This window comes from Enterococcus sp. DIV1937 (genome assembly GCF_050535975.1).
Taxonomy (GTDB): domain Bacteria; phylum Bacillota; class Bacilli; order Lactobacillales; family Enterococcaceae; genus Enterococcus; species Enterococcus faecalis.
Genome location: NZ_CP172909.1, coordinates 1,149,136 through 1,173,584, shown reverse-complemented (window position 1 = coordinate 1,173,584; position 24,449 = coordinate 1,149,136). Strand labels below are relative to the sequence as shown.

22 protein-coding genes are annotated in these 24,449 nt (G+C 38.6%); 7 read left to right on the top strand and 15 right to left on the bottom strand.

What is annotated here, in order from left to right; translation table 11 throughout:
- Window positions 1-3: 3 nt before the first annotated feature.
- The 5 genes from IGL13_RS05710 to IGL13_RS05690 all read right to left on the bottom strand — a co-directional run bounded on the left by IGL13_RS05710 (window position 4) and on the right by IGL13_RS05690 (window position 5,064).
- Window positions 4-342: a zinc ribbon domain-containing protein YjdM gene (locus IGL13_RS05710; protein WP_002357741.1), complete on the bottom strand. Its 339-nt coding sequence runs from the start codon at window positions 340-342 to the stop codon at window positions 4-6.
- A gap of 113 nt (window positions 343-455) precedes the next feature.
- Window positions 456-1,409, bottom strand: a complete 954-nt coding sequence (locus IGL13_RS05705; protein WP_002357742.1) for a DHH family phosphoesterase — start codon at window positions 1,407-1,409, stop codon at window positions 456-458.
- Between the two features lie 13 nt (window positions 1,410-1,422).
- Entirely contained in the window at window positions 1,423-2,742 is a 1,320-nt protein-coding gene (locus IGL13_RS05700) for a DRTGG domain-containing protein (RefSeq protein WP_002357743.1), read from the bottom strand.
- Between the two features lie 9 nt (window positions 2,743-2,751).
- Window positions 2,752-3,426, bottom strand: coding sequence for a metal-dependent hydrolase (locus tag IGL13_RS05695; protein WP_002377640.1), 675 nt, complete (start codon window positions 3,424-3,426; stop codon window positions 2,752-2,754).
- Between the two features lie 204 nt (window positions 3,427-3,630).
- Window positions 3,631-5,064: an MFS transporter gene (locus tag IGL13_RS05690; RefSeq protein WP_002357746.1), complete on the bottom strand. Its 1,434-nt coding sequence runs from the start codon at window positions 5,062-5,064 to the stop codon at window positions 3,631-3,633.
- 191 nt (window positions 5,065-5,255) lie between these two features.
- On the opposite strand from IGL13_RS05690, the gene IGL13_RS05685 reads away from it, so the two are divergent.
- The 5 genes from IGL13_RS05685 to IGL13_RS05665 all read left to right on the top strand — a co-directional run bounded on the left by IGL13_RS05685 (window position 5,256) and on the right by IGL13_RS05665 (window position 9,992).
- A complete protein-coding gene (locus tag IGL13_RS05685) occupies window positions 5,256-5,606 on the top strand; it encodes a helix-turn-helix domain-containing protein (protein ID WP_002357747.1) in 351 nt (116 codons plus the stop codon).
- A gap of 336 nt (window positions 5,607-5,942) precedes the next feature.
- Window positions 5,943-7,064, top strand: a complete 1,122-nt coding sequence (locus IGL13_RS05680; RefSeq protein ID WP_002357749.1) for a hypothetical protein — start codon at window positions 5,943-5,945, stop codon at window positions 7,062-7,064.
- 297 nt (window positions 7,065-7,361) lie between these two features.
- A complete protein-coding gene (locus IGL13_RS05675) occupies window positions 7,362-7,562 on the top strand; it encodes a cold-shock protein (protein WP_002357750.1) in 201 nt (66 codons plus the stop codon).
- Window positions 7,563-7,717: 155 nt separating this feature from the next.
- Complete coding sequence (locus tag IGL13_RS05670) at window positions 7,718-8,923, top strand: YdcF family protein (RefSeq protein WP_002382277.1); 1,206 nt, start codon at window positions 7,718-7,720, stop codon at window positions 8,921-8,923.
- 16 nt (window positions 8,924-8,939) lie between these two features.
- Complete coding sequence (locus IGL13_RS05665) at window positions 8,940-9,992, top strand: AI-2E family transporter (protein ID WP_002357754.1); 1,053 nt, start codon at window positions 8,940-8,942, stop codon at window positions 9,990-9,992.
- 19 nt (window positions 9,993-10,011) lie between these two features.
- Here the strand turns inward: IGL13_RS05665 and IGL13_RS05660 are convergent, their stop codons facing one another.
- Window positions 10,012-12,423 carry a hydroxymethylglutaryl-CoA reductase, degradative gene (locus IGL13_RS05660; RefSeq protein ID WP_002393211.1) on the bottom strand — a complete coding sequence of 804 codons (2,412 nt, stop codon included), beginning with the start codon at window positions 12,421-12,423 and terminating at the stop codon, window positions 10,012-10,014.
- Between the two features lie 185 nt (window positions 12,424-12,608).
- Between IGL13_RS05660 and IGL13_RS05655 the strand changes: the two genes are divergently transcribed.
- Complete coding sequence (locus tag IGL13_RS05655) at window positions 12,609-13,760, top strand: hydroxymethylglutaryl-CoA synthase (protein ID WP_002371220.1); 1,152 nt, start codon at window positions 12,609-12,611, stop codon at window positions 13,758-13,760.
- Between the two features lie 72 nt (window positions 13,761-13,832).
- Here IGL13_RS05655 and IGL13_RS05650 read toward each other — a convergent pair whose 3' ends face one another.
- From IGL13_RS05650 to IGL13_RS05630, 5 genes are all read right to left on the bottom strand, one after another.
- Window positions 13,833-14,615, bottom strand: a complete 783-nt coding sequence (locus tag IGL13_RS05650) for a hypothetical protein (protein WP_002394413.1) — start codon at window positions 14,613-14,615, stop codon at window positions 13,833-13,835.
- A 123-nt stretch (window positions 14,616-14,738) separates the two neighbouring features.
- On the bottom strand, window positions 14,739-15,341 hold the full coding sequence (dhaL, locus tag IGL13_RS05645; RefSeq protein ID WP_002360441.1) for a dihydroxyacetone kinase subunit DhaL: 603 nt from the start codon (window positions 15,339-15,341) through the stop codon (window positions 14,739-14,741).
- A 12-nt stretch (window positions 15,342-15,353) separates the two neighbouring features.
- Complete coding sequence (dhaK, locus tag IGL13_RS05640) at window positions 15,354-16,337, bottom strand: dihydroxyacetone kinase subunit DhaK (RefSeq protein WP_002357760.1); 984 nt, start codon at window positions 16,335-16,337, stop codon at window positions 15,354-15,356.
- Complete coding sequence (gene dhaM, locus IGL13_RS05635; protein WP_002357762.1) at window positions 16,338-16,736, bottom strand: dihydroxyacetone kinase phosphoryl donor subunit DhaM; 399 nt, start codon at window positions 16,734-16,736, stop codon at window positions 16,338-16,340.
- Between the two features lie 12 nt (window positions 16,737-16,748).
- On the bottom strand, window positions 16,749-17,888 hold the full coding sequence (locus IGL13_RS05630; protein WP_002363858.1) for a glycerol dehydrogenase: 1,140 nt from the start codon (window positions 17,886-17,888) through the stop codon (window positions 16,749-16,751).
- 160 nt (window positions 17,889-18,048) lie between these two features.
- On the opposite strand from IGL13_RS05630, the gene IGL13_RS05625 reads away from it, so the two are divergent.
- Complete coding sequence (locus IGL13_RS05625) at window positions 18,049-19,035, top strand: PocR ligand-binding domain-containing protein (RefSeq protein WP_002382271.1); 987 nt, start codon at window positions 18,049-18,051, stop codon at window positions 19,033-19,035.
- 113 nt (window positions 19,036-19,148) lie between these two features.
- On the opposite strand, the gene lpdA is transcribed toward IGL13_RS05625, so the two are convergent.
- From lpdA to pdhA, 4 genes are all read right to left on the bottom strand, one after another.
- Window positions 19,149-20,555 (bottom strand): dihydrolipoyl dehydrogenase, encoded by a 1,407-nt coding sequence (lpdA, locus tag IGL13_RS05620; RefSeq protein WP_002357765.1) that lies wholly within the window; start codon window positions 20,553-20,555, stop codon window positions 19,149-19,151.
- A 7-nt stretch (window positions 20,556-20,562) separates the two neighbouring features.
- Window positions 20,563-22,182 carry a dihydrolipoyllysine-residue acetyltransferase gene (locus IGL13_RS05615; protein WP_002357766.1) on the bottom strand — a complete coding sequence of 540 codons (1,620 nt, stop codon included), beginning with the start codon at window positions 22,180-22,182 and terminating at the stop codon, window positions 20,563-20,565.
- Between the two features lie 142 nt (window positions 22,183-22,324).
- Window positions 22,325-23,302 carry an alpha-ketoacid dehydrogenase subunit beta gene (locus IGL13_RS05610; RefSeq protein ID WP_002357767.1) on the bottom strand — a complete coding sequence of 326 codons (978 nt, stop codon included), beginning with the start codon at window positions 23,300-23,302 and terminating at the stop codon, window positions 22,325-22,327.
- A gap of 2 nt (window positions 23,303-23,304) precedes the next feature.
- Window positions 23,305-24,420, bottom strand: a complete 1,116-nt coding sequence (gene pdhA / locus IGL13_RS05605) for a pyruvate dehydrogenase (acetyl-transferring) E1 component subunit alpha (protein ID WP_002357768.1) — start codon at window positions 24,418-24,420, stop codon at window positions 23,305-23,307.
- Between the last annotated feature and the right edge of the window lie 29 nt (window positions 24,421-24,449).

Sequence of the window (24,449 nt, the reverse complement as noted above, 5' to 3'; positions counted from 1 at the left end):
AATTTAATTTTTCTTAACAAACTCTGATTTTAACTTCATTGGACCAAAGCCATCTACCTTACAATCGATGTTATGATCACCTTCCACTAAACGAATGTTTTTCACTTTTGTGCCTTGTTTAATTGCGCCACTGGCACCTTTAACTTTCAAATCTTTGATTACAGTAACACTGTCACCATCCGCTAAAAGATTGCCATTTGAGTCCTTGACTACTAAGCCTTCTTCTGCAACTTCTTCTGTTGGTGACCATTCATGACCGCATTCAGGACAAATAAATAATCCGCGATCTTCATAGGCATATGCCGACCCACATTCAGGGCAGTTTGGTAATTGCTCTGTCATTAACGTTCTCCTTTGTAAAAAATAATTCTTTTTCATTTTACCTTATTTTCTAGTGAATGAAAAGTAGTCCTAATGATTTATCAACGTCCGATAACTACTTTCTAATTACTTATTTATTTTTGAGCCCACTCTTGGCAAGCTGCTTGGATTTCTTGGTAAATCACTTCAATTTCAGCTGCATCACGGGCATTAGCGCCACTTGCCAAAGGATGGCCGCCGCCATGATGTTTTTTAGCAATTGTATTAATGATTGGTCCTTTGGAACGTAACCGAACGCGATAATAACCTTCCGGCTGTTCAACAAAGATTGCCCATGAGAGAACATCTTCAATTTTTCCTGGCATTGAAACAATGGCTGCCGTTTCAGAATCGACAATATCATAACTGTTTAAAATACTTTGTGGTAAAACGACACGAGCAGCGCCATTTGCGTCGATTTCTAAATTTTGATAAATATAACCCGCTAATTTAGCAACCTTTAAAGGCATTTGGTCTAACTCACGATTTAAGTCTGCGGCATTAAAGTTAAACGTACGCAATTGCGCAGCGACAGCGAGTGTATGCGCCGAAGTGGAAGGATAAAGAAAACGTCCTGTATCCCCCACAATCCCAGCATACAATAAACGAGCTGCATTATCTGTCATCGTTAATTCTGCTAAATGCTGTTGCCAAAAATCAACAATAATTTCACTACAACTACTTGCATTTGTATTCACCCAAACTAAATCTCCATAAGGTTCATCATTCGGATGATGATCGATTTTAATTAATTGATCGCCTAAAGAAAAACGCGCATCACTAATTCGTGGAGCATTTGCAGTATCTGTTACAATGACTAATGCACCTCGATAGACATCGTCAGTAATAACGTCCATTTCAGCTAAAAACTCTAAGCCTTCCACTGGTCCGCCTACTTGATAAATATTTTTTTCAGGAAAGCTCGCTCTTAAGAGTTCTGCTAACCCAACCTGTGAGCCAATTGCATCTGGATCGGGCCTTTGATGTCTATGAATAATAATTGTTTCATATTGTTTAATTGCTGCCATAATTTCTTTTACTACGTCCATTCTTTGTAGCCTCCTACGTTCTCTCCATCACTTGGCAAACAACAATTGCTTTTGCCACAATGACATTTTCTAAATAAACTTCAATATCTAATTTTGCAGAGCGACGACCAATTTCTAAAATCCGTGGACGAATGTCCAATTCACTTTCCAACTGGATTAGCCGCAAATAATGTAGATTCACTTGTTCAATTAATACATTTCTTTTTTGATTCATCAACATTGTTCGTTGTGTCACGTTAGAAATAATTTCACTTAGGACACCAAACGAGATGGTACCAACACTGTTAACCATTTGGGGCGCAACCGAAAAACGAAAACGGGTTGTTTCTTTGCCATTTTCTTCAACAGGCATCACTTCCCCGGAAATTTGATCTGAAATTGTATCTGCAATTTGTGGTTGTCGTTGCACCAATTGCATAGCTTTCATCACATCTTGGCGAGAAACAATCCCAACAAGCGCTAAATCATCTTCCACCACCGGCATGACTTCTAGACCATCCCAAATCATTTGATGACTGACACTCGCTACACTCATCATCTTTTTCACAACATTGGGATCCTTTGTCATGACTTTATCCACGGTTAAATGTTCACTTTTACCAATGACATCTTTGGCTGTGACAATCCCCACTAAACGTAATTTCTTATTTACTACTGGGAAACGAGAATGATGGGTACTTTCAGATAATGCCTGATAATCTGCAATCGTCTGAGTTGTCAATAAATAATTGGTTTTTTCAAGCGCTGTATAAATATCACTGACGAGTAAAATGTCTTTTTTAATCAGCTGATCACTTAAAGCACGGTTAATCATAGTAGCCACAGTAAATGTATCATATGTGGTTCTCAAGACAGGCATACCCAGACGATCTGCTAACTGCGCAATCTCTTCAGATGTTTCAAATCCACCTGTAATTAAAACGGCTGCCCCATTTTCTAAAGCAAGCTTTTGCACACCTTGGCGGTTACCAACAATCATTAAGGATCCGGGAGTAATATATCGCGTCATCGCGGTTTCTGTCATCGCACCAATTACAAATTTATTAAGGACTTTGTCTAGACCAGAGCTACCGCCTAACACATCCCCTTCAATAATCCGGACCACTTCACCAAATGTTAATTTTTCAATATGTTTTTTTAACTTCCGCTCAATTCGTATCGTACCAACACGTTGAATGGTGGAAACAAGCCCAATATTTTCTGCATCTTTGATGGCCCGATACGCTGTTCCTTCACTAACACTTAAACTTTTGGCAATACTTCGAACAGAGATTCGATCGCCAATTGGTAATTCTTCAATATGTTTTAAAATTTGATCATGTTTCGTCGCCATAATTTCCTCCTAAACTAGGATCGTCTCTCCTGGGTTTAATACTTTCCCGCCAACTACTTGCTCTACGAATATTGCTGGATTTTGTTGGATAACAGGAAAGGTATTGTAATGAATTGGAATGGTTATTTTGGGATTTAAGTAAGAGACTGCTTCTAGCGCATCCTCTGGTCCCATCGTGTAATTATCACCAATTGGTAAGAACGCTACATCAATGGATTTGTCTTTTGCAAAAAGGCGCATATCTGAAAACAACGCCGTATCACCAGCGTGATAAATTTTTTTATCTTCTGCTTCTAAAATAATCCCACTTGCTTCGCCCATGTAGGTCATTACGCCGTCTATTTCATAACCGGAACTATGCAAAGCTGGCACAAATTTAACCGAACCAAAAGGAAAGACATAACGCCCACCTAGATTCATTCCATGCGCTTTTACCCCTTGCGACTGTGCATACGTAGCCACTTCAGCTATCGCAATAATCGTTGCCTTGTTGGCTTGAGCAATTGCTAGCATATCGCCAATATGATCGCTGTGTCCGTGGGTGATTAAGATGTAATCAGGGTGTAAATCTTCAAGTGAAACGTCCGCTAAAGGGTTGCCATTAATAAAAGGATCAAATAAAAGGTTCGTGCCGTCGTTTAGACGAATTTCAATACATGAATGTCCATGTCCTATCAGTTCCATTTGTATTCCTCCTACGGTATTTTCTACACACTCTTATGATAATTAATCGTCAAATTCATTCTTAAAAGTAGTACAGTTTAGTACAGTTTACTTTCTTTATTGTAACAGAGAATTAGAAATATACAATCGCATTTGCTTATTTTCTTAGCTAGTAAAGAAACAGACGAGAAAAATCATGAATCTTTCTCGTCTGCTTCTTTTTACTTATTTGGTTGTTTTCCGAAAACGTAAAATCGTTAATATAAAGGCCGCCACACATAATAGAAAGGCGACAAAAAAGGTTTCACGCATTCCCACAATAAATATATCTGGGCGATTAGCCAGATACGTGGTTACTCGTTCACCATAGGCTTCGCTCATACCACGATATAAAATGGTCGTTGACAACGCAATCCCAATGACCATTCCTAAGTTTCTAGCAAAAGAATTCATACTTCCTGCTACACCTAAATCTTGCTTTTCAACACTGCTCATAACCATTGTATTGTTTGGAGACTGGAAAAGTGCATTTCCCAAGCCCATAATGGCTGTTGCAATCACATAATACCAGATAGGCGAATTCATATCTAAAAACATATACATTAACGACGTACAGCACAAAAGCAACAATCCGCCAAATGTTAAAATACCTGGGCCAATTTTATCCGTCAAATAGCCACTCAGAGGAGCCCCAACCACCATTAATAACGGAAATACCATCATTAATAGACCAGCATAACTAGCACTTAGTTTGCGTGCATCCTGCAAATAAAATGGAATGACAACATTTACAAAAAAGTTTGAGGCAAAAATTAAAACGGCGGACAATAAACTTAAAGTAAAAATTTTGTTTTTAAAAATTGCGAACTTAATAAGTGGGCTTTTTCTTTTTCGTTCAACCATTATAAATAATCCTAATGCGATTACTGCAATAATGAACAATAAATAGGATTGTAACGAGCCAAACCCGCTCTCTTGTCCGAGGAAAATCCCGCCGAAGAACGTCATAATCGCAATGGCAATACAAGCAAATCCTGAAAAATCGATTTTTTCTTTTGTTTTTGTAATATCTTTTGGTAGAAACTTTTCACCAATTAAAATTGTAACTAGCCCCACAGGAACATTAATCCAAAAAATATACGACCAAGAAAAGTTTGATAAGATCAATCCACCAATCCCAGGACCAGCAATCGCGCCTAAAGAGACAAAGGCTCCTACTGCACCAAGCGCCCGCCCTCTTTCATTTAAAGGGAATACTTCCGTAATAATTCCTGAATTGGTCGCCATGGTCATGCTAGCACCAATACTTTGAACGACTCGCGCAAATAATAGAAAGCTCAGCGATTGATTAAAGCCACAAAGTAACGAACCAATCGTAAAAATAACCGTGCCAATTCGATAAACTTTTATTTTTCCAAAACTGTCGCCAATTTTTCCAAATAATAATAAACAAGCACAGACAACCATTAAATAAATAGATACGACCCATTCCGCTTGATTCATGGGTACGGACATTTCTTTTGAAATAGTCGGTAAAGCAATATTTACAATGCTGGAATCTAATGTAGACATGAAGGTAAACATAGCCACAGAAACTAAGATCCACCAACGATTTTTCTGCACTTCAGAATCCTCTTGGTAACTTTTAATTTTCTCCATTGATTCATCCCCTCTCGCTCCAAAACAGTTTACTTACTAATAATAACTCTATTTCTTCTTTTTTTCATCGGAAATTTTCTAAAAAATCACTCATGAGATGTTCACCTTCTTATTACACGCTCGCAATTGACAACCATTCGCTTTTACGCTAATTTAAAATTAGCAAACGGAAAACGCAAGGAGGACTTGAAATGACCTTAATTTCTCGCATTAAACAACTAGCTCAGTCAAAGCAATTAACCCTCGCCCAATTAGAAAGAAACGTCGGCATTTCCAATGGACAAATTCGTCGTTGGGATACCTCTTCGCCTAAAGTAGAGAATCTTTTAAAAATAGCAGACTATTTTTCTGTTTCCTTGGACTATTTAATGGGCCGCACCCAACAAACAGAGATCAATCATCAGGCACCTATGACAAGCACACAAAAAGAGTTACATATTCACATTACTACGGAAGAGTTAACAGAAGAAGAAATTACTCAGTTAGAGGAAGAAGCAAATCGTTTCTTGCGGTTCCGTAAATTTGAAATGACAAATTCTTAAAGAACGTTCACTTCTCCTAGTCAATTGATAGCAAAAACTAGAACCTAAACAAAAAAAACCACCACGACCGTCGTCTGTGGTGGAAATGAAGGTTGTTATTTACTCTTGGTAGGAGTAAGTATGAAAAAACCAATTCGGGATAATTGGCATAACGTAAGTATAGTGGTTTGTGCCTTTTTTATCATGAGTTTCAGCTATATTTTTTATAAAACTTTTATTAGAACACCATTAACAGTCCTTTATTTAGATTATTTAAAGCGTTTTCTTTTATTGAACATATTGTTTTAAACATTCGATTTCCTGTGCTACACTTACTTTTAGAAGGGGGATTTTATTATGGCAAATCAAAAAAAAGATAGCTTATCAACATTATTTTCTGAAGAAGTTCATGGACCGTTTGTTACTTTCTTGTTTAACACCCATGTCGCTCATCAAAACGTAGAAAAAGATTCGCTTGTTTTGAAAAATTTTGCAAAAGCGGCAAAAACACGCTTTGAAAAAAAATTTCCTGAGGAAAAATGGGCTGTTTTCCAAGAAAAAATTGACGCACTTCTAGCTGATGCTTCCTTCTGGCGCAACGGCACAGCAAGTGTTTCAATCATCTTATCTCCAGAAAACACCTTTGTTCAACGATTAGATGTGCCCGTTGACGATCAATATTACGTGGACACGATTCCTTATTTACTTGGACTAGTCAAAGACAAACAATTTAACTACCATTATTACCTACTTGCTCTAAATCGCGATTCAATGAAACTTTACAAGGTTGATCATACGACTGTGACTCCTGTTGAATTGCCTAAAGACGCGCCAACAGACGTGGTCACAGCTTTAGGTGATGAATTAACGGGTGGTAATTTAAACTTTTCAACTCAAGGTAGTTCTAACGGTTCTAAAGAAGGTGTCGCTTATCATAGCATCAATACTAAAGATAAAGAAGTTGAAATTGATTGGGTGAACTACTATCAAGCAGTCGATACTTTCTTAAAAGATCAACTGGATAATCCTGAAAAATTACCGCTTTATCTTTATGCTTTACCAGAAAACCAAACACTCTTTAAAAAGATTGCTAAAAATCCTTATTATGATTGCTCAATTTCAGTTGCTGCTTCACCTGCACAAGCAACCATTCAAGATATCCGCAGCGCTAGTGAAAAAATAGCAGCAGAGTTAACAGAAAAAGAAACAGCTTCTTATAACAAATTACTAGATCGTAAATTCTTAGATCAATTTACAGATATTTCGCCAGCGGCAGCTGACGGCAAAATTTCCCATCTTTTTATTGCAACGTCACTCTTTGTTACTGAAAACAATGAAATGTCATCTGAAGAGTATGATCGTCGCAAACTTTTAAACACCATTGCTTACCAAGTCATTCAAAACGGCGGTCAAGTTTTTGTTTTAGACCAAAAAGCTGCACCAGATGAAAAATCTTTAGCGGCTATCCTCCGTTATTAAAAACAGGCAAAAAGCCCATTGTAAGAAAGCGCCTTACAATGGGCTTTTTTTCTGAGACTTATTGAAACAGCACTATAACAGCCTTATCTTCACTTTCTAGTTTTTAAAAAACATCCGATAAAAAAGAAAATAAGGTTATCGCTATACAAAAACCAGTTAGTATGCTATAGTAATAGATGTAGTTTTTGTTCGGTAATATGGGTAGCTGTTTCAAATAAACATCTTCCACATTTTTCACCTTTCAAGTAATTGCAAAATATGAATGTGTTATAACACACATCTAGGAGGATATTTATTATGGAAACAGGTACAGTAAAATGGTTTAACTCAGACAAAGGCTTTGGCTTCATCACTGCAGAAAACGGAAACGATGTATTCGTACATTTCTCAGCTATCCAAGGTGACGGCTTCAAAACTTTAGAAGAAGGTCAAGCAGTAACTTTCGAAATCGAAGAAGGTCAACGTGGCCCTCAAGCAACTAACGTTACTAAAGCTTAATTAAACAATACTGACTCAAAAACCTGACGTTAATCGTCAGGTTTTTTTTATAAAAAAAAGAACAAGAAAACTTTCTGAAACTAAGTGCTTCCTCTATTTTTTTTGAAGAGTTTTCGTTATACTGAAGAGGAAAAATGTTTTAAAGGAGTTTATTTATGCAATTTTATGGTGATTTAACCTTTTTAGGTGTTTATTTATTGGGTCTCTTTTTCATTCCCTCGTGGCGGAAAAAGAAAAAAGAACACGATTGGTTGCCGTGGATGTTTGGCTGGACTGTCTTTATGTTCTTCTCATATGTTTTATATTTAGAAATCATTCGTGGCACAGCCTTCTTTTTAATTCCCATTGCTTTTTTTGGCTTGTTTGCGCTCTTCTACTTCAAAGAAAAAAGGCGTTTACTGAATGGAACATTATTTAATATTTTTCTTGTGGTTCTAGCGACTTATTTAGGGATTACTGCGATTCGTACAAACAACTACTTTCTAATCACCTTAGCAATTATTGCCCTGCTGGCAATTTTTATCGCTTTGGCTTTAGGACTCTATGCCTTAATTATTTTCCTCTATTGGAATGCGGTCGTTGTTATGAGAAAAGAAGGTCGGTCTCTAGGGAACTTGTTGACGTTGTTGCTGGCAATTGGCTTAACATTACTATTAATTTATAATTTCTTTTTTCAATCGTTGTTACCAACGTGGCTCTCCTTACCATTAACTATTGCGCCATTTATTTTGACTTATTTCGCGTTTGTTTTTTATAATTTTTTAACTGTTTCTACATTGTATCAATTTAATCAGCCAAAATATACACAGGATTATATTGTTGTGTTAGGTTCGGGGTTAATCAATGGTGAGATTGTGCCGCCGTTATTGCAAGCCCGCATCAACAAAGCCATTCAATTTTACAAGGCTCAAAATCGCGCAACGTTAAATCCACCAAAAATCGTCATGTCTGGTGGCCAAGGCCCTGATGAATTACTTCCTGAAAGTGTCGCGATGAAAATGTATGCTTTGACACAAGGTATTCCTGATGATGATATTTTAGTAGAAGCTCATTCAAAAAACACACTAGAAAATATGCGTTTTTCCAAAGAAACAATGATTGAGGATTTTGGAAATGCTAATTTCCAAGCCATTTTTACTACAAACAATTATCACCTTTTCCGAGCGGGTCTTTTCGCTCGAATGGCTGGCTTAAAAGCTGATGGCATTGGTGCAAAAACCGCTTTTTATTTTTTACCTAACGCGTTTATCCGAGAGTTCATCGCCATTGTAGTGATGTACAAACGCCGCCATATTATTGTTTGCGGCCTAGCTGCCATCGGTATGGTTATGTTATTCTTAACAGGATTGATTATTCAGTAAAGAAGGAGTTTCCCCTATGAGTTTGTATCAAAAATTTATTCAAAATGAACGTTTGCGACGTTTTTGCGTCCTTGCTTTGATTATTTTTGTGCTTTATTTATCCAGAAGTATGATTACAACAATTCTTTTAACATTTATCTTTACCTATTTAGCTGTTCGTTTGGTCCATTTTGTTCAACGCTATATGAAAATCCCGACGATTGTCATCGTTCTCTTAACCTATGCATTGGTTGTTTTTCTCATCTATTTAGCGATTACTAAATATGTTCCCGTTCTAGTTAACCAAACGACTCAAATGATTAATTCTGTAGTTGATTTTTATCAAAGTCCACATACAGATACAAATCAAGTATTGCAATTTATTGATCAATACTTGGAAAAATCTAACTTACTCTCTCAACTCCAGAATGGCGCTTCAATGATTTTACGCTACATTCAAGATATTGGCGCTGTCGGCTTATCATTTGTCATGTCCTTTATTTTAAGTTTCTTCTTTATGATTGAGAAGAAGCAAATGGCTGATTTTTCTAAGTTATTTTTAAAAAGTGATTTTGATTGGTTTTTTCAGGATATCTATTATTTTGCCAACAAGTTCGTCAACACATTTGGTGTCGTAATGGAAGCTCAGTTTTTCATTGCTGTGGTGAATACAGTCATTACTACCTTGGCCTTGGCGATAATCGGCTTTACTCAGTTACCTAGTTTAGCCATTATGATCTTCATTTTGAGCTTAGTCCCAGTTGCTGGTGTGATTATTTCCTGCATTCCGCTAAGTTTCATCGCTTATTCCCAAGGTGGCTTGAACGATGTGATTTATATCTTAGCTTTAATTACAATCGTCCATTTATTTGAATCTTACGTGCTAAATCCTAAATTCATGTCTAGTAAAACAGAGTTACCAATCTTTTATACGTTTGTCATCTTATTAGTTAGTGAGCGTCTCTTTGGTGTATGGGGACTTATTGTAGGAATCCCTGTGTTCACTTTCTTCTTAGATGTCTTAAAAGTAAAACCAATTCGTGGCCTGAAACGGCTACCTAATGTGAAAAAAAACAGTTCAGCAGAATAATTTCTGCTGAACTGTTTTTTTATTGTTTTCTTAAATCATTTAAAATAGCCAAGGCTCGGTCTTGGTTCATCGTTTTTTGACGTTTTAATTGTTGAGCGACTGCCTCAACTTCTTTACCAGTAGCTCCGACCGTCATCGCTAAAGAACGTGCTTGTAGAGCCATGTGTCCTTTTTGAATTCCTTCAGAGACTAAGGCCCGTAACGCCGCTAAATTTTGTGCCAAACCAACAGCCGCTACTACTCGACTTAGTTCTTTTGCATCCGTCACTGCTAACAAATCAGCAGCTGCTTGAGATTTAGGTAAGACTTTTGTGGCACCGCCAACCGTGGCTAACGCAAGCGGAACTGAAATTTCACCAATTAGTTGTTCGCCATCCAGCGTCCAACTAGTCAAACCTTGGTAGCGACCTTCCTTCACCGCAAAAGCATGACAAGAAGCGCTAACAGCGCGTGTATCATTTCCTGTAGCTAAAACGACAGCTTCAATGCCATTCATGATCCCTTTGTTATGCGTGACTGCCCGATAAGGATCTAATGAAGCATAGCGTGAAGCTAAAACAATTTTTTCAGCAATTTCCCGGCCATTGCTCCCCTTACTTAAACGTGAAACTGGAATAGCCGTTTTCATCGTAACAACCGACTCCGTTGCGTAATTGCTTAAAATACTGAATAAAATCTTTTGCTCCGCAAACCATTCACGGAACAACTCGGCCACACCTTCCAACATAGCATTAACGATATTTGCCCCCATTGCATCCTTAACATCTACTAAAAAGTCGACAGATATAAATGATTCATCAAAAGCACGATACTGCAAATCTCTTAAGCCGCCGCCCCGTTTTACGATAGATGGATAACTTAACTCTGCTTGTTGAAAAATTTCCGCTTCTCTTACTTGTAGTTTATCAATCAATGACTCGGGATCTGCAACATCGTAAAAAACGATTTGTCCACGCATTAAGCGTTGTTGATTCACTGTTTTAAATCCTTGTGCTATTTTTGCACCATTACTCAAAGCCGCAATAACTGAGGGCTCTTCTGTCGCCATTGGTACCAAATAATCAGTTTCGTCCACTGTTAAATGTAAGCCAACGCCCATCGGCACTTCTGTTTCACTGATTTGATTTTCAATCATATGATTGGCAATCTGCGAAGATAAAGCCGTATTTTCAAATTCTTTTTTTGTATCAGCAGAAATCTGGCCTTCATTAAGAAGAGAAGCCAGGCGTTCCTCAGGACTCATTTGATAAAATCGGCTGTTTTTTTTTTGCTGAGGTCTCTCTAGTAGCATAGCGAGTCCTAAGCCACCGCCGATACATAAAGAAGCCACGCCATATTTTTTTTCTTTTTGATTTAATTGATAACTTAAACTTGTTAATAAACGAGCACCTGTGGCACCAATCGCATGACCTAATGAAATACCGCCACCATAAATGTTGACCTTTTCCTCTGGTAAAGCCAGTTCTCTTTGGACCACAATTGAAGTTGCTGCAAATGCTTCGTTGATTTCATACAGATCAATTTCTTCCGTAGTAAGTTGATTCCGCGCTAACAGTTTTTGAATGGCTTTAATCGGCGAAATTCCCATATAGGCTGGATCAATACCGACTTCCACACTGTCTCGAATAATAGCTAAATAAGGAAGACCGTGTGCTTCGGCATATTCTTGTGAAGCAATAATCAAAGCAGAAGCTCCATCATTAATGGTTGATGCATTCCCTGCTGTCACGGTACCGTCTTCTTTAAAAACTGTTTTAAGCGTTCCTAGCTTCTCAACGCTCGAATTAGGGCGAATCCCTTCATCTTTCTCCACAAGCGTTCCTGACACTTCTAAGGGAGCTATTTCGTCAGCGAATATTCCTTCTGCTTGTGCTTGAGCTGCTTTTAATTGTGAATGTACAGAAAATTGATCTTGCTCTTCTCTAGTTACATGATACTTTTCGGCCACATTTTCAGCAGTTAAGCCCATTGCTTGACCACTAAAGGCATCCGTTAACCCATCGTACATCATACTAGAAAAAGGCGCATCGTAGCTTTCTGTTTCGTAATTAAATCGTTGTAATTTAGGTGCTTGGGACATATTCTCAATCCCGCCAGCAATTAAAACTTCCGCTTCCCCTAATTGAATCAATTGTTTCGCCAAAATAACGGCCTTCATTCCTGATCCGCAGACCTCATTAACCGTCATTGCGGGAATTTCATGAGACAAACCGCTGTTTATTGCTATTTGTCGTGCGGGATTTTGGCCATTTCCAGCTTGTAAAACATTTCCAAAGATTACTTGATCAATTTCTTCAGAAATAGTGGAATGTCTTTTTAAAAGTTGTGTTGTAACATGTGTTCCTAAGTCTACGGCACTTACTTGACTTAAGCTGCCTTTATATTTTCCAATTGGTGTTCGTAATGCATCAATAATAACTACTGTTTTCAACTAAATGCACCTCCATCTTGAAATATATCATAAAATCCCAGAATCACAAGTGCCAATTACTGAATGTTAACAGACTTATAAGATATTTTTTAATAATCTATGAAGTTAATACAAAAATTCCCCATTTTGGTTCATTTCGTGCTATTTTATATAATGAATCTATTTATCGTAAAGGAGTTAAAGAAATGACAATTGGGATTGATAAAATTAGTTTTTTTGTGCCCCCTTATTATATTGATATGACGGCACTGGCTGAAGCCAGAAATGTAGACCCTGGAAAATTTCATATTGGTATTGGGCAAGACCAAATGGCGGTGAACCCAATCAGCCAAGATATTGTGACATTTGCAGCCAATGCCGCAGAAGCGATCTTGACCAAAGAAGATAAAGAGGCCATTGATATGGTGATTGTCGGGACTGAGTCCAGTATCGATGAGTCAAAAGCGGCCGCAGTTGTCTTACATCGTTTAATGGGGATTCAACCTTTCGCTCGCTCTTTCGAAATCAAGGAAGCTTGTTACGGAGCAACAGCAGGCTTACAGTTAGCTAAGAATCACGTAGCCTTACATCCAGATAAAAAAGTCTTGGTTGTAGCAGCAGATATTGCAAAATATGGATTAAATTCTGGCGGTGAGCCTACACAAGGAGCTGGGGCGGTTGCAATGTTAGTTGCTAGTGAACCGCGCATCTTGGCTTTAAAAGAGGATAATGTGATGCTGACGCAAGATATCTATGACTTTTGGCGTCCAACAGGCCATCCATATCCTATGGTCGATGGTCCTTTGTCAAACGAAACCTACATCCAATCTTTTGCCCAAGTCTGGGATGAACATAAAAAACGAACCGGTCTTGATTTTGTAGATTATGATGCTTTAGCGTTCCATATTCCTTACACAAAAATGGGCAAAAAAGCCTTATTAGCAAAAATCTCCGACCAAACTGAAGCAGAACAGGAACGAATTTTAGCTCGTTATGAAGAAAGCATCATCTATAGTCGTCGCGTAGGAAACTTGTATACGGGTTCACTTTATCTGGGACTCATTTCCCTTTTAGAAAATGCAACGACTTTAACCGCAGGCAATCAAATTGGGTTATTCAGTTATGGTTCTGGTGCTGTCGCTGAATTTTTCACTGGCGAATTAGTAGCTGGTTATCAAAATCATTTACAAAAAGAAACTCATTTAGCACTGCTAGATAATCGGACAGAACTTTCTATCGCTGAATATGAAGCCATGTTTGCAGAAACTTTAGACACAGACATTGATCAAACGTTAGAAGATGAATTAAAATATAGTATTTCTGCTATTAATAATACCGTTCGTTCTTATCGAAACTAAGTATTTAAATCCCCCGATTCAATCAACAAAAGAGCTAGACATTCAAGTTTTTGCTTAAATGTCTAGCTCTTTTTATGAAAGCCAAACTTCTTTGACCCCGTCTGTCACGGCGATACCATCTGTCAAAGCTAAACGTTGTGAATAAGAAACGTAGCCATAATAAACATCAACACCGCCGCCATTGTTCCAAGTAACAGTGATTTTAACATTTGGAGTAATCGATTTTGTAGCTGGTTGGGTCGTCGGGCGATAACTAGTCGTATCATAACTTAAAATAGTGCCCGAAGCTCCACTTATTTCGGCTTTTCCTGTGTAAATTTCGCCATTCGTATTCGTCTGCGTGACCGCTCCATTCGCTTCAATGATTAACCCCGCTTGCTTTTGATCTCCTCGTGGATAATAAAAAAGATACGTGGTTGCCCATTTAGCAAATTCATCTGGAATTGGTTTAAGTGATTCCGTTGGTGCCGGACTCGACTTCGTTTGCTTTTCAACCGCGACTTCTTCTTGTCTTTTTAAGCCTTCATTATTTTGATTATTTAGTTTCTCAACCGTTTCTTTAACGATCGAATAGTGAGGTTTCCCTAAATCGCTAACAGGGATCGTAGCTAATTTTTCTTCTGATTCTTTATATTGCCCCTCTGCCGTTAACTTTTTAGCTTCTGTAATAATGGCATCATACTTGGTTTGGTCTACAGAAGAGGATGTGCTTTGTCCCGTAGCTTCGACTTGTTTTGTGACACTGGTTTTTTCCGTGGTCACGTCTGACGAATTTCCACAAGCACTTACAAACATTGAGCTAACGATTAATAAACATCCCACAATCACATGCTTTTTCATCTTTAAATCCCCCATTTGTCTATCTTTGTTATTTTTTGTTACTTAAATTATCCCATAGATGAACAAAAGAAACCATTATTTATAAAAAAGTTTAGCAAGCGCTTCAAGAGAGGCACTTGCTAAACTTTTTTCTCACTGTTATTGATTGATTACTTTGACTAGTTCTTCAAATAATAATGCACTAGATGCTGCTCCTGGATCAATATGACCAATTGCTCGTTCCCCTAAATAAGAGGCACGTCCTTTTTTCGCCACCCAATCTTTTGTTGCTTCAGCAAATTGTTCAATTTTTTCTTCATTAAATTGTTCCGTTCCAATTACTTCAGCAACAGGTGCCCAGACATCAACCATCGTTTTATCTCCTGGTTCAGCTTTGCCACGCATCTGAATCCCAGCTAGACCTTGCTGAACAATTTCTTTTAATTGCTCTGGCGAACTGATGGTTTCCAAATCTTTTGTCGCTTTAGTCATATTCATAAACGCAGTACCATATAAAGGACCAGAAGCTCCGCCAACTTTTGAAATTAAAGCCATGGATAGGACTTTAAATGTCTCCGTGATTGTTGTTGGTACTTTTTTGTCAAACGCAATTTTGTATTCAGCCATACCACGAGCCATGTTGTTACCGTGATCCCCATCACCAATCGGCGTGTCTAATTCACTTAAATAGTCTTTTTTTTCTTCGATAACTTTTGAATAATTGTCTAACCATGTTTGAATGTCTTTTACTGTTAATTCCATCTTTTATCACCCTTACCAAGAAATTGTTGTTACATTGCTTTCTAGCGCTGTTTGCCAGTCTTTTGTCGCCAAGTCAATCATCGTTAAAGATAATCCTTGCATGTCAATAGACGTCATATAGTTACCCACTTTATGGAAGGTCACTTGAACACCTTTATCTTCTAATAATGTTAGCACGTCGTTCATAAATACAAATTGTTCCATTAATGGCGTGCCGCCCATGCCATTGACAAGTACCCCCACTGTTTGTGGTTGTTGTTCATAGCTACTTAATGTTTTTTCAACTAATTCTTTCGCTAACTCTTTCGATGGTTGGATTTTTTCACGACGATAGCCTGGTTCTCCGTGAATCCCTACGCCAAATTCAATTTCATCTTCTGGTAAAGTAAAACCTGGTTTGCCAACTTCAGGCACAGTGGCTGCTTTTAAAGCCACTCCAATTGTTTTCGTGGCTGCTACAATCTTTTCTCCTAAAGAAACGAGCTCTTCTAAAGAAGCACCTTGGCGGGCATGATGCCCTAAAATTTTATGGACAAGAACAGTCCCGGCAACGCCTCGTTTTCCAGCGGTATAGGTGCTATCTTCGACAGCAATATCGTCATCGACAACGACCATTTCTACATGAATGTCTTCCATATCAGCCATATCTTTGGCCATTTCAAAGTTCAAAATATCGCCTGTATAATTTTTTACGATTAACAGAACACCGGCCCCTTGGTCTGCCGCTTGGATCCCTGTTAAAATTTGATCTGGTGTTGGTGAAGTAAAGACATCACCTAAAACTGCGGCATTTAACATTCCATCACCAACAAACCCAGCATGTGCAGGCTCATGACCACTTCCGCCACCAGATACTAACCCAACTTGTTTGTTTGAGTCGTTGCGAGCAATCACGCGAGAATCTTCGACTTGATGAACAAGGTTTCCATAGCTTTTCACAATTCCTTGGAGCATTTCTTCGACAATTTTACCAGGTTCATTAATAATTTTTTTCATTTAGTTCCACCCTTTCTTACCAGCATTTTGAGCTTCTGCTAAAATTTGCGTCAAATCATCTGAGACACCTGCAGTAATTGCTGCCGCAAAGGCACCTTCAACCAATGGTGCATCGACTAAATGATAATGTTTCTGTTGGTCTTCTTCTAGCATATCAAAAGCTAATTCTGAACTTAAAACGGCACTGCCTAAATCGGCAAAAATTAAAAATTCTCGGTCAGAGTCCGCTTCGTTAATCGTGTCAATGATTTTCATTGGATCTGAACCTAATGAACCATCTGATGTGCCACCAAGTGAATGAATCGTAATTTCTTCACTGGCATTCATCTGTTCAATCATCTCTTTAATACCATCTGTAATCATTTTGCTATGTGAAACGAGTAAAATATCTGCTTTCATGTGGACACTTCCTTAATCTAATTTATGTCTTGTTTTATATTCTTGTCCGACTTTATCTGCAACAATGATTGCATTCGCTACTTCTTCAACGACAATTGGGAATGGCATTGAATGAATTGATTCTTCTGGAATGCAAGCAATTTTGGCTACTTCCAATGCTTCTTCATAAGTGATTTCATCGACACCAATGTCTGAAAGCGTTAATGGTAAACCTACAGAAGCGCTAAAGTCTAAAACAGCTTCTAATTCGTCTTTTGCTGCATCTTCTAATACAAGTTGTGCAATCGTTGCAAAGGCTACTTTTTCACCATGTAAATAACTGTGCGCACCAGGTAAGACTGTCATACCGTTATGAATCGCATGCGCTGCAGCTAAACCACCACTTTCAAAACCTAATCCTGAAAGTAAGATATTTGTTTCAATGATCTTATTCAATGATTCAGTAACCACATTTGCATCACAAGCTAATTTCGCTTTTAACCCATCTTCCTGGAGGTTTTCCCAGCAAAGTTTTGCCATGGCCAAAGCTGCATATGTGCCGCTAGCAGCAGGCGTTAAGCCTTCTCTTGAACCCATTGGCAAACTAGCATTAACCCGAGAATATGAATTGTGTGTTGCGCGTGCTTCAAAATATGTGGATAAGGCATCCCCCATTCCAGCAACTAAAAATCTAGTTGGCGCTTTGGCAACCACTTTTGTATCAACCATCACGACGCTTGGACTTTGTTTAAAGTAAGCATAATCATCAAATGAGCCATCTTCATGATATAGTACAGCTGAATGCGAAGTTGGTGCATCTTGAGCCGCAATCGTTGGTACAATAATTAAGTTTTCACCTTCTGCTACGACTTTTGAAGCATCGATTGCTTTACCGCCACCTAAACCAATGATACAGTCTGCTTGTTCTTTTTGTCCAACGTTTTGCAAGCGCTTTGTTTCTTCACGCGTTACTTCTCCACTAAAGCCACCCTCTACGAAGGTAATGTCAAACTTTTTCGCTGTTTCTTCCAATTGTGGACGTACACGATCAACGTCAGCAGGATTTGCAATTAGTAACGCTTTTTTTCCAAAAGTTGAAACGAAGTAACCTAAGTTTAGTAATTCATCTTCCCCTTGAACATATTTCGTTGGTAAAATCAATGCTTTTCTCATGTTGATAGCCTCCTATATTTTGTTTACATACATAGTATAAAACGCTTTCATTCAAAAAGCATTGAACTTTTGGTATCGTTTTCTTGCAAAAAATGATAGAATTATTTTGTGAAATAATAAAATATTATGATTTTTAAACTTTAGATTGAAGGATTGCCTTATGACTGTAGAATTAAAAAATATTTTAGATTTAGAAAAGTGGGAAAAATTGCAAGAATCATTGGCCTTAAGCACTCGTTTAGCCATTATTTTAGTCGATTATAAAGGTCGTCCTGTGACGAAACATAGTCAAGTTCAACCCTTTTGCCAACTGGTACGTCACTCCCCTGAGCTCTCGAAACTTTGTGAAAAATGTGATGCTCGTGGTGGCTTGGAAGCTGTTCGCACTGGTCAGCCTTTTATCTACCGTTGTCACTTTAACATCGTTGATATGGCCATCCCCATTATTGTTGATGACCAGTATGTAGGAGCCATTATGGCTGGTGAAGTTTTGCTCGAAGATCACCAAGAAGAGTTAGAACAGGTTTTAACCATGAATGATGCCTTCATTCAAGAATTTTTAGTAACACACCAAGAGCTGTATCAACAATACCCTGTTTTAGAACTAGCAGACTTAGAAAAGAGCGCGACATTAATCGCTGATCTAAGCCAATATATTATTTCTGAAGCCATCAAAAAAGATTATTTAATCAATACGTACAAACAATCCTTACAGATTAGTTCGCGAAAAGAAGAGCTGGAGCCATTGAATATGATCCAAAAAGATATTCAACAAACTTTATTAACTGCTCAATTAACTCCTTCAAGTGCCTATCAAACTAAAAATAAGCAATTACAACCGGTTTTAGATGCCCTTTGGGAAAACAAATCGCTGCGTTTAAATTTACAAGAACTGGCAGACCTTGTTCATTTGACACCGACGTATTTAAGTCGTTTATTAAAAGAGGAGTTTGGTATTCCCTTTAGTCAATTTTATCGACAATTAAAAATCACATGGGCTAAACAGCTTCTTTTGGAGACAGATAAAACGATCGCCCAAATCAGTGAAGATTTAGGGTTTGTTGAAGATAGCTATTTTGTCCGGATCTTTAAACAAGAAACGGGTGAAACACCTCTTAAATACCGTAAAAGAAAGAACAGAGCATAAAAAAAACAACGACTCCGAGAAGTCGTTGTTTTTTTACACCTTTTGCTCTTGCTGTGGCTAATGCAACAAGTGCAAAAGGCGCATTATATCTGTCGTGCGACAAAGTGATACTATTAAATATGAATTGGTAAACCTAAAGCCAATTCAGCTGTATCCATAGTAATTTCGCCCAATGATGGGTGTGGGTGGATTGTTAAAGCAATGTCTTCTGCATTCATGCCAGATTCAATAGCTAAAGCTAATTCAGAAATCATGTCACTTGCACCGACACCGGCAATTTGTGCACCGATGATGACATTGTCTTCTACAGTTGTAACTAAACGCATGAATCCTTCAGTTTTATCTAAAGAGATTGCACGGCCGTTACCAGCAAATGGGAATTTGTAGCCTTTTGCTTCGATTCCCGCTTCTTTTGCTTCTGCAACAGTCATACCAACGCTTGCCAATTCTGGATCAGTAAAGGCAACAGCTGGCATTGCTTTGTAATCAACTGCAACTTTCTTACCAGAAATTGCTTCAGCAGCAATTTTTGCTTCGTAGCTTGCTTTATGCGCTAACGCAGCACCTGGTACGATGTCGCCGATTGCGAAGATGTTTTTCACGTTAGTACGTCCTTGGTTGTCAACTGGGATTAAACCACGTTCGCCAATTTCAACGCCCGCTTGTTCTAAGCCTAAGTCGTCTGTGTTTGGACGACGTCCAACAGTGACCATTACGTAATCTGCTTCAACACTTTCTTCTTTTCCGTTAACTTCATATTTAACAGTGACGCTATCGCCATTGTCAACAGCTTCTTTAGCCATTGCTGAAGTCACGATTGTTACGTTTTTCTTCTTGAAGTCGTCTGTGACAACTTTAACCATATCTTTTTCATAAGTTGGTAAAATTGATGGGCTACCTTCTAAAATTGTTACTTCTGAACCTAAGTTAGCATAAGCGCCACCTAATTCAGCACCGATGACACCGCCACCGATAATAACGAATTTTTTAGGAACTTCTTTTAAGTTTAAACCGCCTGTAGAATCTAACACGCGTCCGCCAAATTTGAATCCTGGGATTTCAATTGGACGAGAACCTGTTGCTACAATAGCATTATTGAATGAGTAAGTTTGTGCTGAGTCTGGGTGAATAACACGCAATGTATTTTCGTCAACGAAGAATGCTTCGCCTTCAATAATTTCTACTTTGTGTTTTTTCAATAACATGCCAACGCCGCCTGTTAATGATTTAACAACTGTGTTATCTTTCCAGTCTTGTGTTTTTGCAAAGTCTAATTCGACTCCTTTAGCTGTTACACCAAAAGTTGAAGAATCTTGTGCTTCTTGGTAATGATGTCCAGCAGCAATTAAAGCTTTTGAAGGAATACATCCAACGTTTAAACAAACGCCTCCGATGTATTCACGTTCGATAATCGCAACTTTTTGACCCATTTCTGCGGCACGAATTGCGGCAACGTATCCTCCAGGACCAGCTCCGATTACGACTGTATCTAGTTCAATGGCGAAATCTCCTACTACCATTTGTTAATCATCCTTCCATTAATAGTAATTCTGGATCAGCTAATAAGCGTTTAATGTTGTTCATTGCTTTTTGAGCAGTTGCGCCGTCAACGATACGGTGGTCAAAGCTTAATGATAATTTCATCATGCGTCCCACAACGATTTCGCCGTCTGCATTAACAACTGGTTCTTGTGCAATTGTACCAACGCCTAAAATAGCAACTTCAGGGTAGTTGATTACTGGTGTAAACCAGCCGCCACCGACTGAACCAATGTTACTAATTGTGATTGTACCATCACGCATATCTTGTGCAGTTAATTTACCTTCGATAGCCAATGCTGCTTTTTCGTTGATTTCATCAGCGATAGCAAACATGCTCTTCGTATTAGCATTTTTAACATTTGGTACATATAAGCCATGATCTGTATCAGTAGCGATACCAATGTTAAAGTAATTTTTGTAAACAATTTCTTGTGCTGCGTCATCGATTGATGCATTCAAGATTGGGAATTTTTGAACAGTTGAAGTCAATGCTTTTACAACGTATGGTAAGAATGTTAATTTTGTACCATTTGCAGCAGCAACATCTTTAAATTTCTTACGGTGATCCCATAATTTAGAAACTTCTACTTCATCATGTAATGTTACGTGAGGAGCAGTGTGTTTGCTGTTAACCATTGCTTTAGCAATTGCTTTACGTGTTGGTGTCATTTTTTCACGTGTTTCCATTTCGCCTAAATCAGAAGTAAAGGCTTTTGGCGCTGCTTTAGGTGCAGCTGCTTCCGCTTTAGGTGCTGCTTCTGTTGCGGCAGCTTCAGTAGCTGGGGCTGCTTGAGAACCACCAGAGACAAAGGCATCAATATCCGCTTTAATGACACGGCCACCTTTACCAGTTGCAGTTACTTGTGTAATATCAACGTCTTTTTCACGCGCATACTGACGAACAGATGGCATTGCTAAAACGCGTTTGTTTGGATCAGCGGCTGCAACTACGCCTGTTGAAGCGGCTGGAGCTGATGCTTCCGCTTTAGGAGCGTCAGTAGCTGGTGCTGCGGCTGCCGGTGCTGCTGAATTATGACCAGGTGCGTCAATTTCAACTAACACGTCACCCACATTGGCAACTGTTCCTTCTGGTACAACGATATTCTTTACAGTACCTGTTACTGGTGATGGAATTTCTTCTACTGATTTGTCATTTTGTACTTCTAATAATGAATCATCTTCATTAATTGTGTCGCCCGCTTTAACGAACCATTTAACGATTTCGCCTTCGGCAATTCCTTCACCGATGTCTGGTAATTTGAATTGGAAAAATCCGCCAGCTGCTTCGGTTGTTGGTACAGCAGCAGGTTGTGCTGGTGTTTGTTCTTGTGCAGGAGCTGCTGGTGCTGCATCGTTATCTTCGTGACCAGGTGCGTCGATTTCAATTAACACGTCACCAACGTTTGCAACTGTTCCTTCTGGTACAACGATATTTTTTACAGTACCTGTTACTGGTGATGGAATTTCTTCCACTGATTTGTCATTTTGTACTTCTAATAACGTATCGTCTTCGTTGATTGTATCGCCAGGTTTTACAAACCATTTAACGATTTCGCCTTCGGCAATCCCTTCACCGATATCCGGTAATTTAAACTGATAAGCCATTTTTTAAGTCTTCCCTTCTTCGTTGGATCTGTCTATTTTCTTAGGAGCAAAACGCGGGGAAACGACTATAGTAGCTGAACATTTCATGCCTATAGCCGTAATCCACCTGTTTAATTCTTCGTTTATCTACTTCGAATAACTATTAAAATTCGACGATTTCTCTAGCTTTTGCTTCGATATCTTTCGCATTTGGTAACCAGATATTTTCTGCTTGTCCGAATGGGAAGATTGTATCTGGAGCAGATACACGTCCGATTGGTGCTTCTAATGATAATACGGCACGTTCAGAAATTTCAGAAACAACCATAGCGCCAACGCCAGCTTGTTTTTGTGCTTCTTGAACGACAACCACACGGCCAGTTTTTTCAACAGAGTTAATAATTGTTTCCACATCTAAAGGAGCCACTGTACGTAAGTCAATGATTTCTGCTGAAATATTGTCTTTCGCTAAGCTATCAGCTGCTTTAATCGCTTCACGAACCATAGCACCGTAAGTGATGATTGATACGTCTGTTCCTTCACGAGTTACAGCCGCTTTATCTAAAGGCACTTCATAAGCTTCGTCTGGCACTTCCTCACGGAATGAACGGTATAATTTCATGTGCTCTAAGTAAACAACTGGATCGTTGCTACGAATAGATGAAATTAATAGTCCTTTTGCATCGTAAGGGTTTGATGGAATAACAACACGAACACCTGGTGATTGTGCGATTAATCCTTCTAAGTTATCTGAGTGAAGTTCTGGTGTATGAACACCACCACCAAATGGGGCACGAACAGTAATTGGCATATTACGAGTTCCACCCATACGGTAACGCGTACGAGCCATTTGACCAACGATTTCGTCAAATACTTCAAAAACGAAACCAAAGAATTGGATTTCAGGAACTGGACGGTAACCTTGCAAGGCAAGACCGAAAGCCAATCCACCGATACCAGATTCAGCTAAAGGTGTATCGAAGACGCGGTCTTCACCAAATTTTTCTTGTAAACCTTCAGTTGCACGGAAAACCCCACCGTTGTTACCAACGTCTTCACCGAAGATTAAGACATTTTCGTCTTTCTCTAATTCAAGAGCTAAGGCATCTGTAATTGCTTGGATCATAGTTTTTTGTGCCATTTTTATTTCGACTCCTTCGCTTCATAAAATGCAATTTGTTCTTTAATTGTTTGAGGTTGAACTTCAAACATATTTTTCAAGAAATCAGAAACTTTTTGTTTTGGCGCTTTATCCGCTTCTGCAATCGCTACTTTGATTTCTTCTTTTGTTTTTTCAATAATTTCTTCTTCTTTTGCTTCAGACCATAAGCCTTTATCTGTTAGATATTTACGGAAACGAGTCAATGGATCTTTTTGTACCCATTCGTCATCCATTTCTTTTGAACGGTAACGTGTTGGATCGTCTCCAGATAAAGTATGTGGACCATAACGATAAGTTAATGTTTCAATTAAAACTGGACCGTTTCCTGCAGCTGACCAATCGCGTGCTTCTTTTGCAATTGCGTAAACTGCTAATGGATCCATACCATCAACTTGAATACCAGGAATTCCTGCTGCAACAGCTTTTTGAGCTAAAGTTTTAGCCGCTGTTTGTTTTTCACGAGGTGTAGAAATCGCAAAACCATTGTTTTGGATAATGAAGACACCGTTTGCTTGGTAAGCACCAGCAAAGTTAATTGCTTCATAGAAGTCCCCTTGTGAAGAACCGCCGTCACCAGTATAAGTGAAGACAACATTTTCTTTTCCACGTTTTTTCAATCCTAAAGCAACACCAGCTGCTTGGATGTATTGAGCACCAATGATAATTTGTGGTGGTAATGCATTTAAATCTTCCGCGTAGTAGTTCCCTGCTACGTGACCACGAGACCATAAGAAAGCTTCTCTTAATGGTAAACCATGTTGTACTAATTGAGGTACATCACGGTAACCTGGTAGTAAGTAGTCTTCTTTTTCCATTGCAAATTGACTTGCCAATTGGCTTGCTTCTTGTCCAGCTGTTGGCGCGAAGAATCCTAAGCGTCCTTGACGGTTTAATGCAGTAGAACGTTGGTCTAACACACGAGACCAAACCATGCGTGTCATTAATTCAACTAATTCCTCATCCGATAAATCAGGTACTAAATCTTCATTCACAATTTTTCCATCTTGATCCAAGATTTGGAAAGTTGGGAAATCAGCGTCGACTTTAGCCATTAGCTCTTTAAAGTCAATAGGTTTTTGTTTCTTAGCCTTTGCCATTTTGTCACACAATCCTCTCTATTACGTTT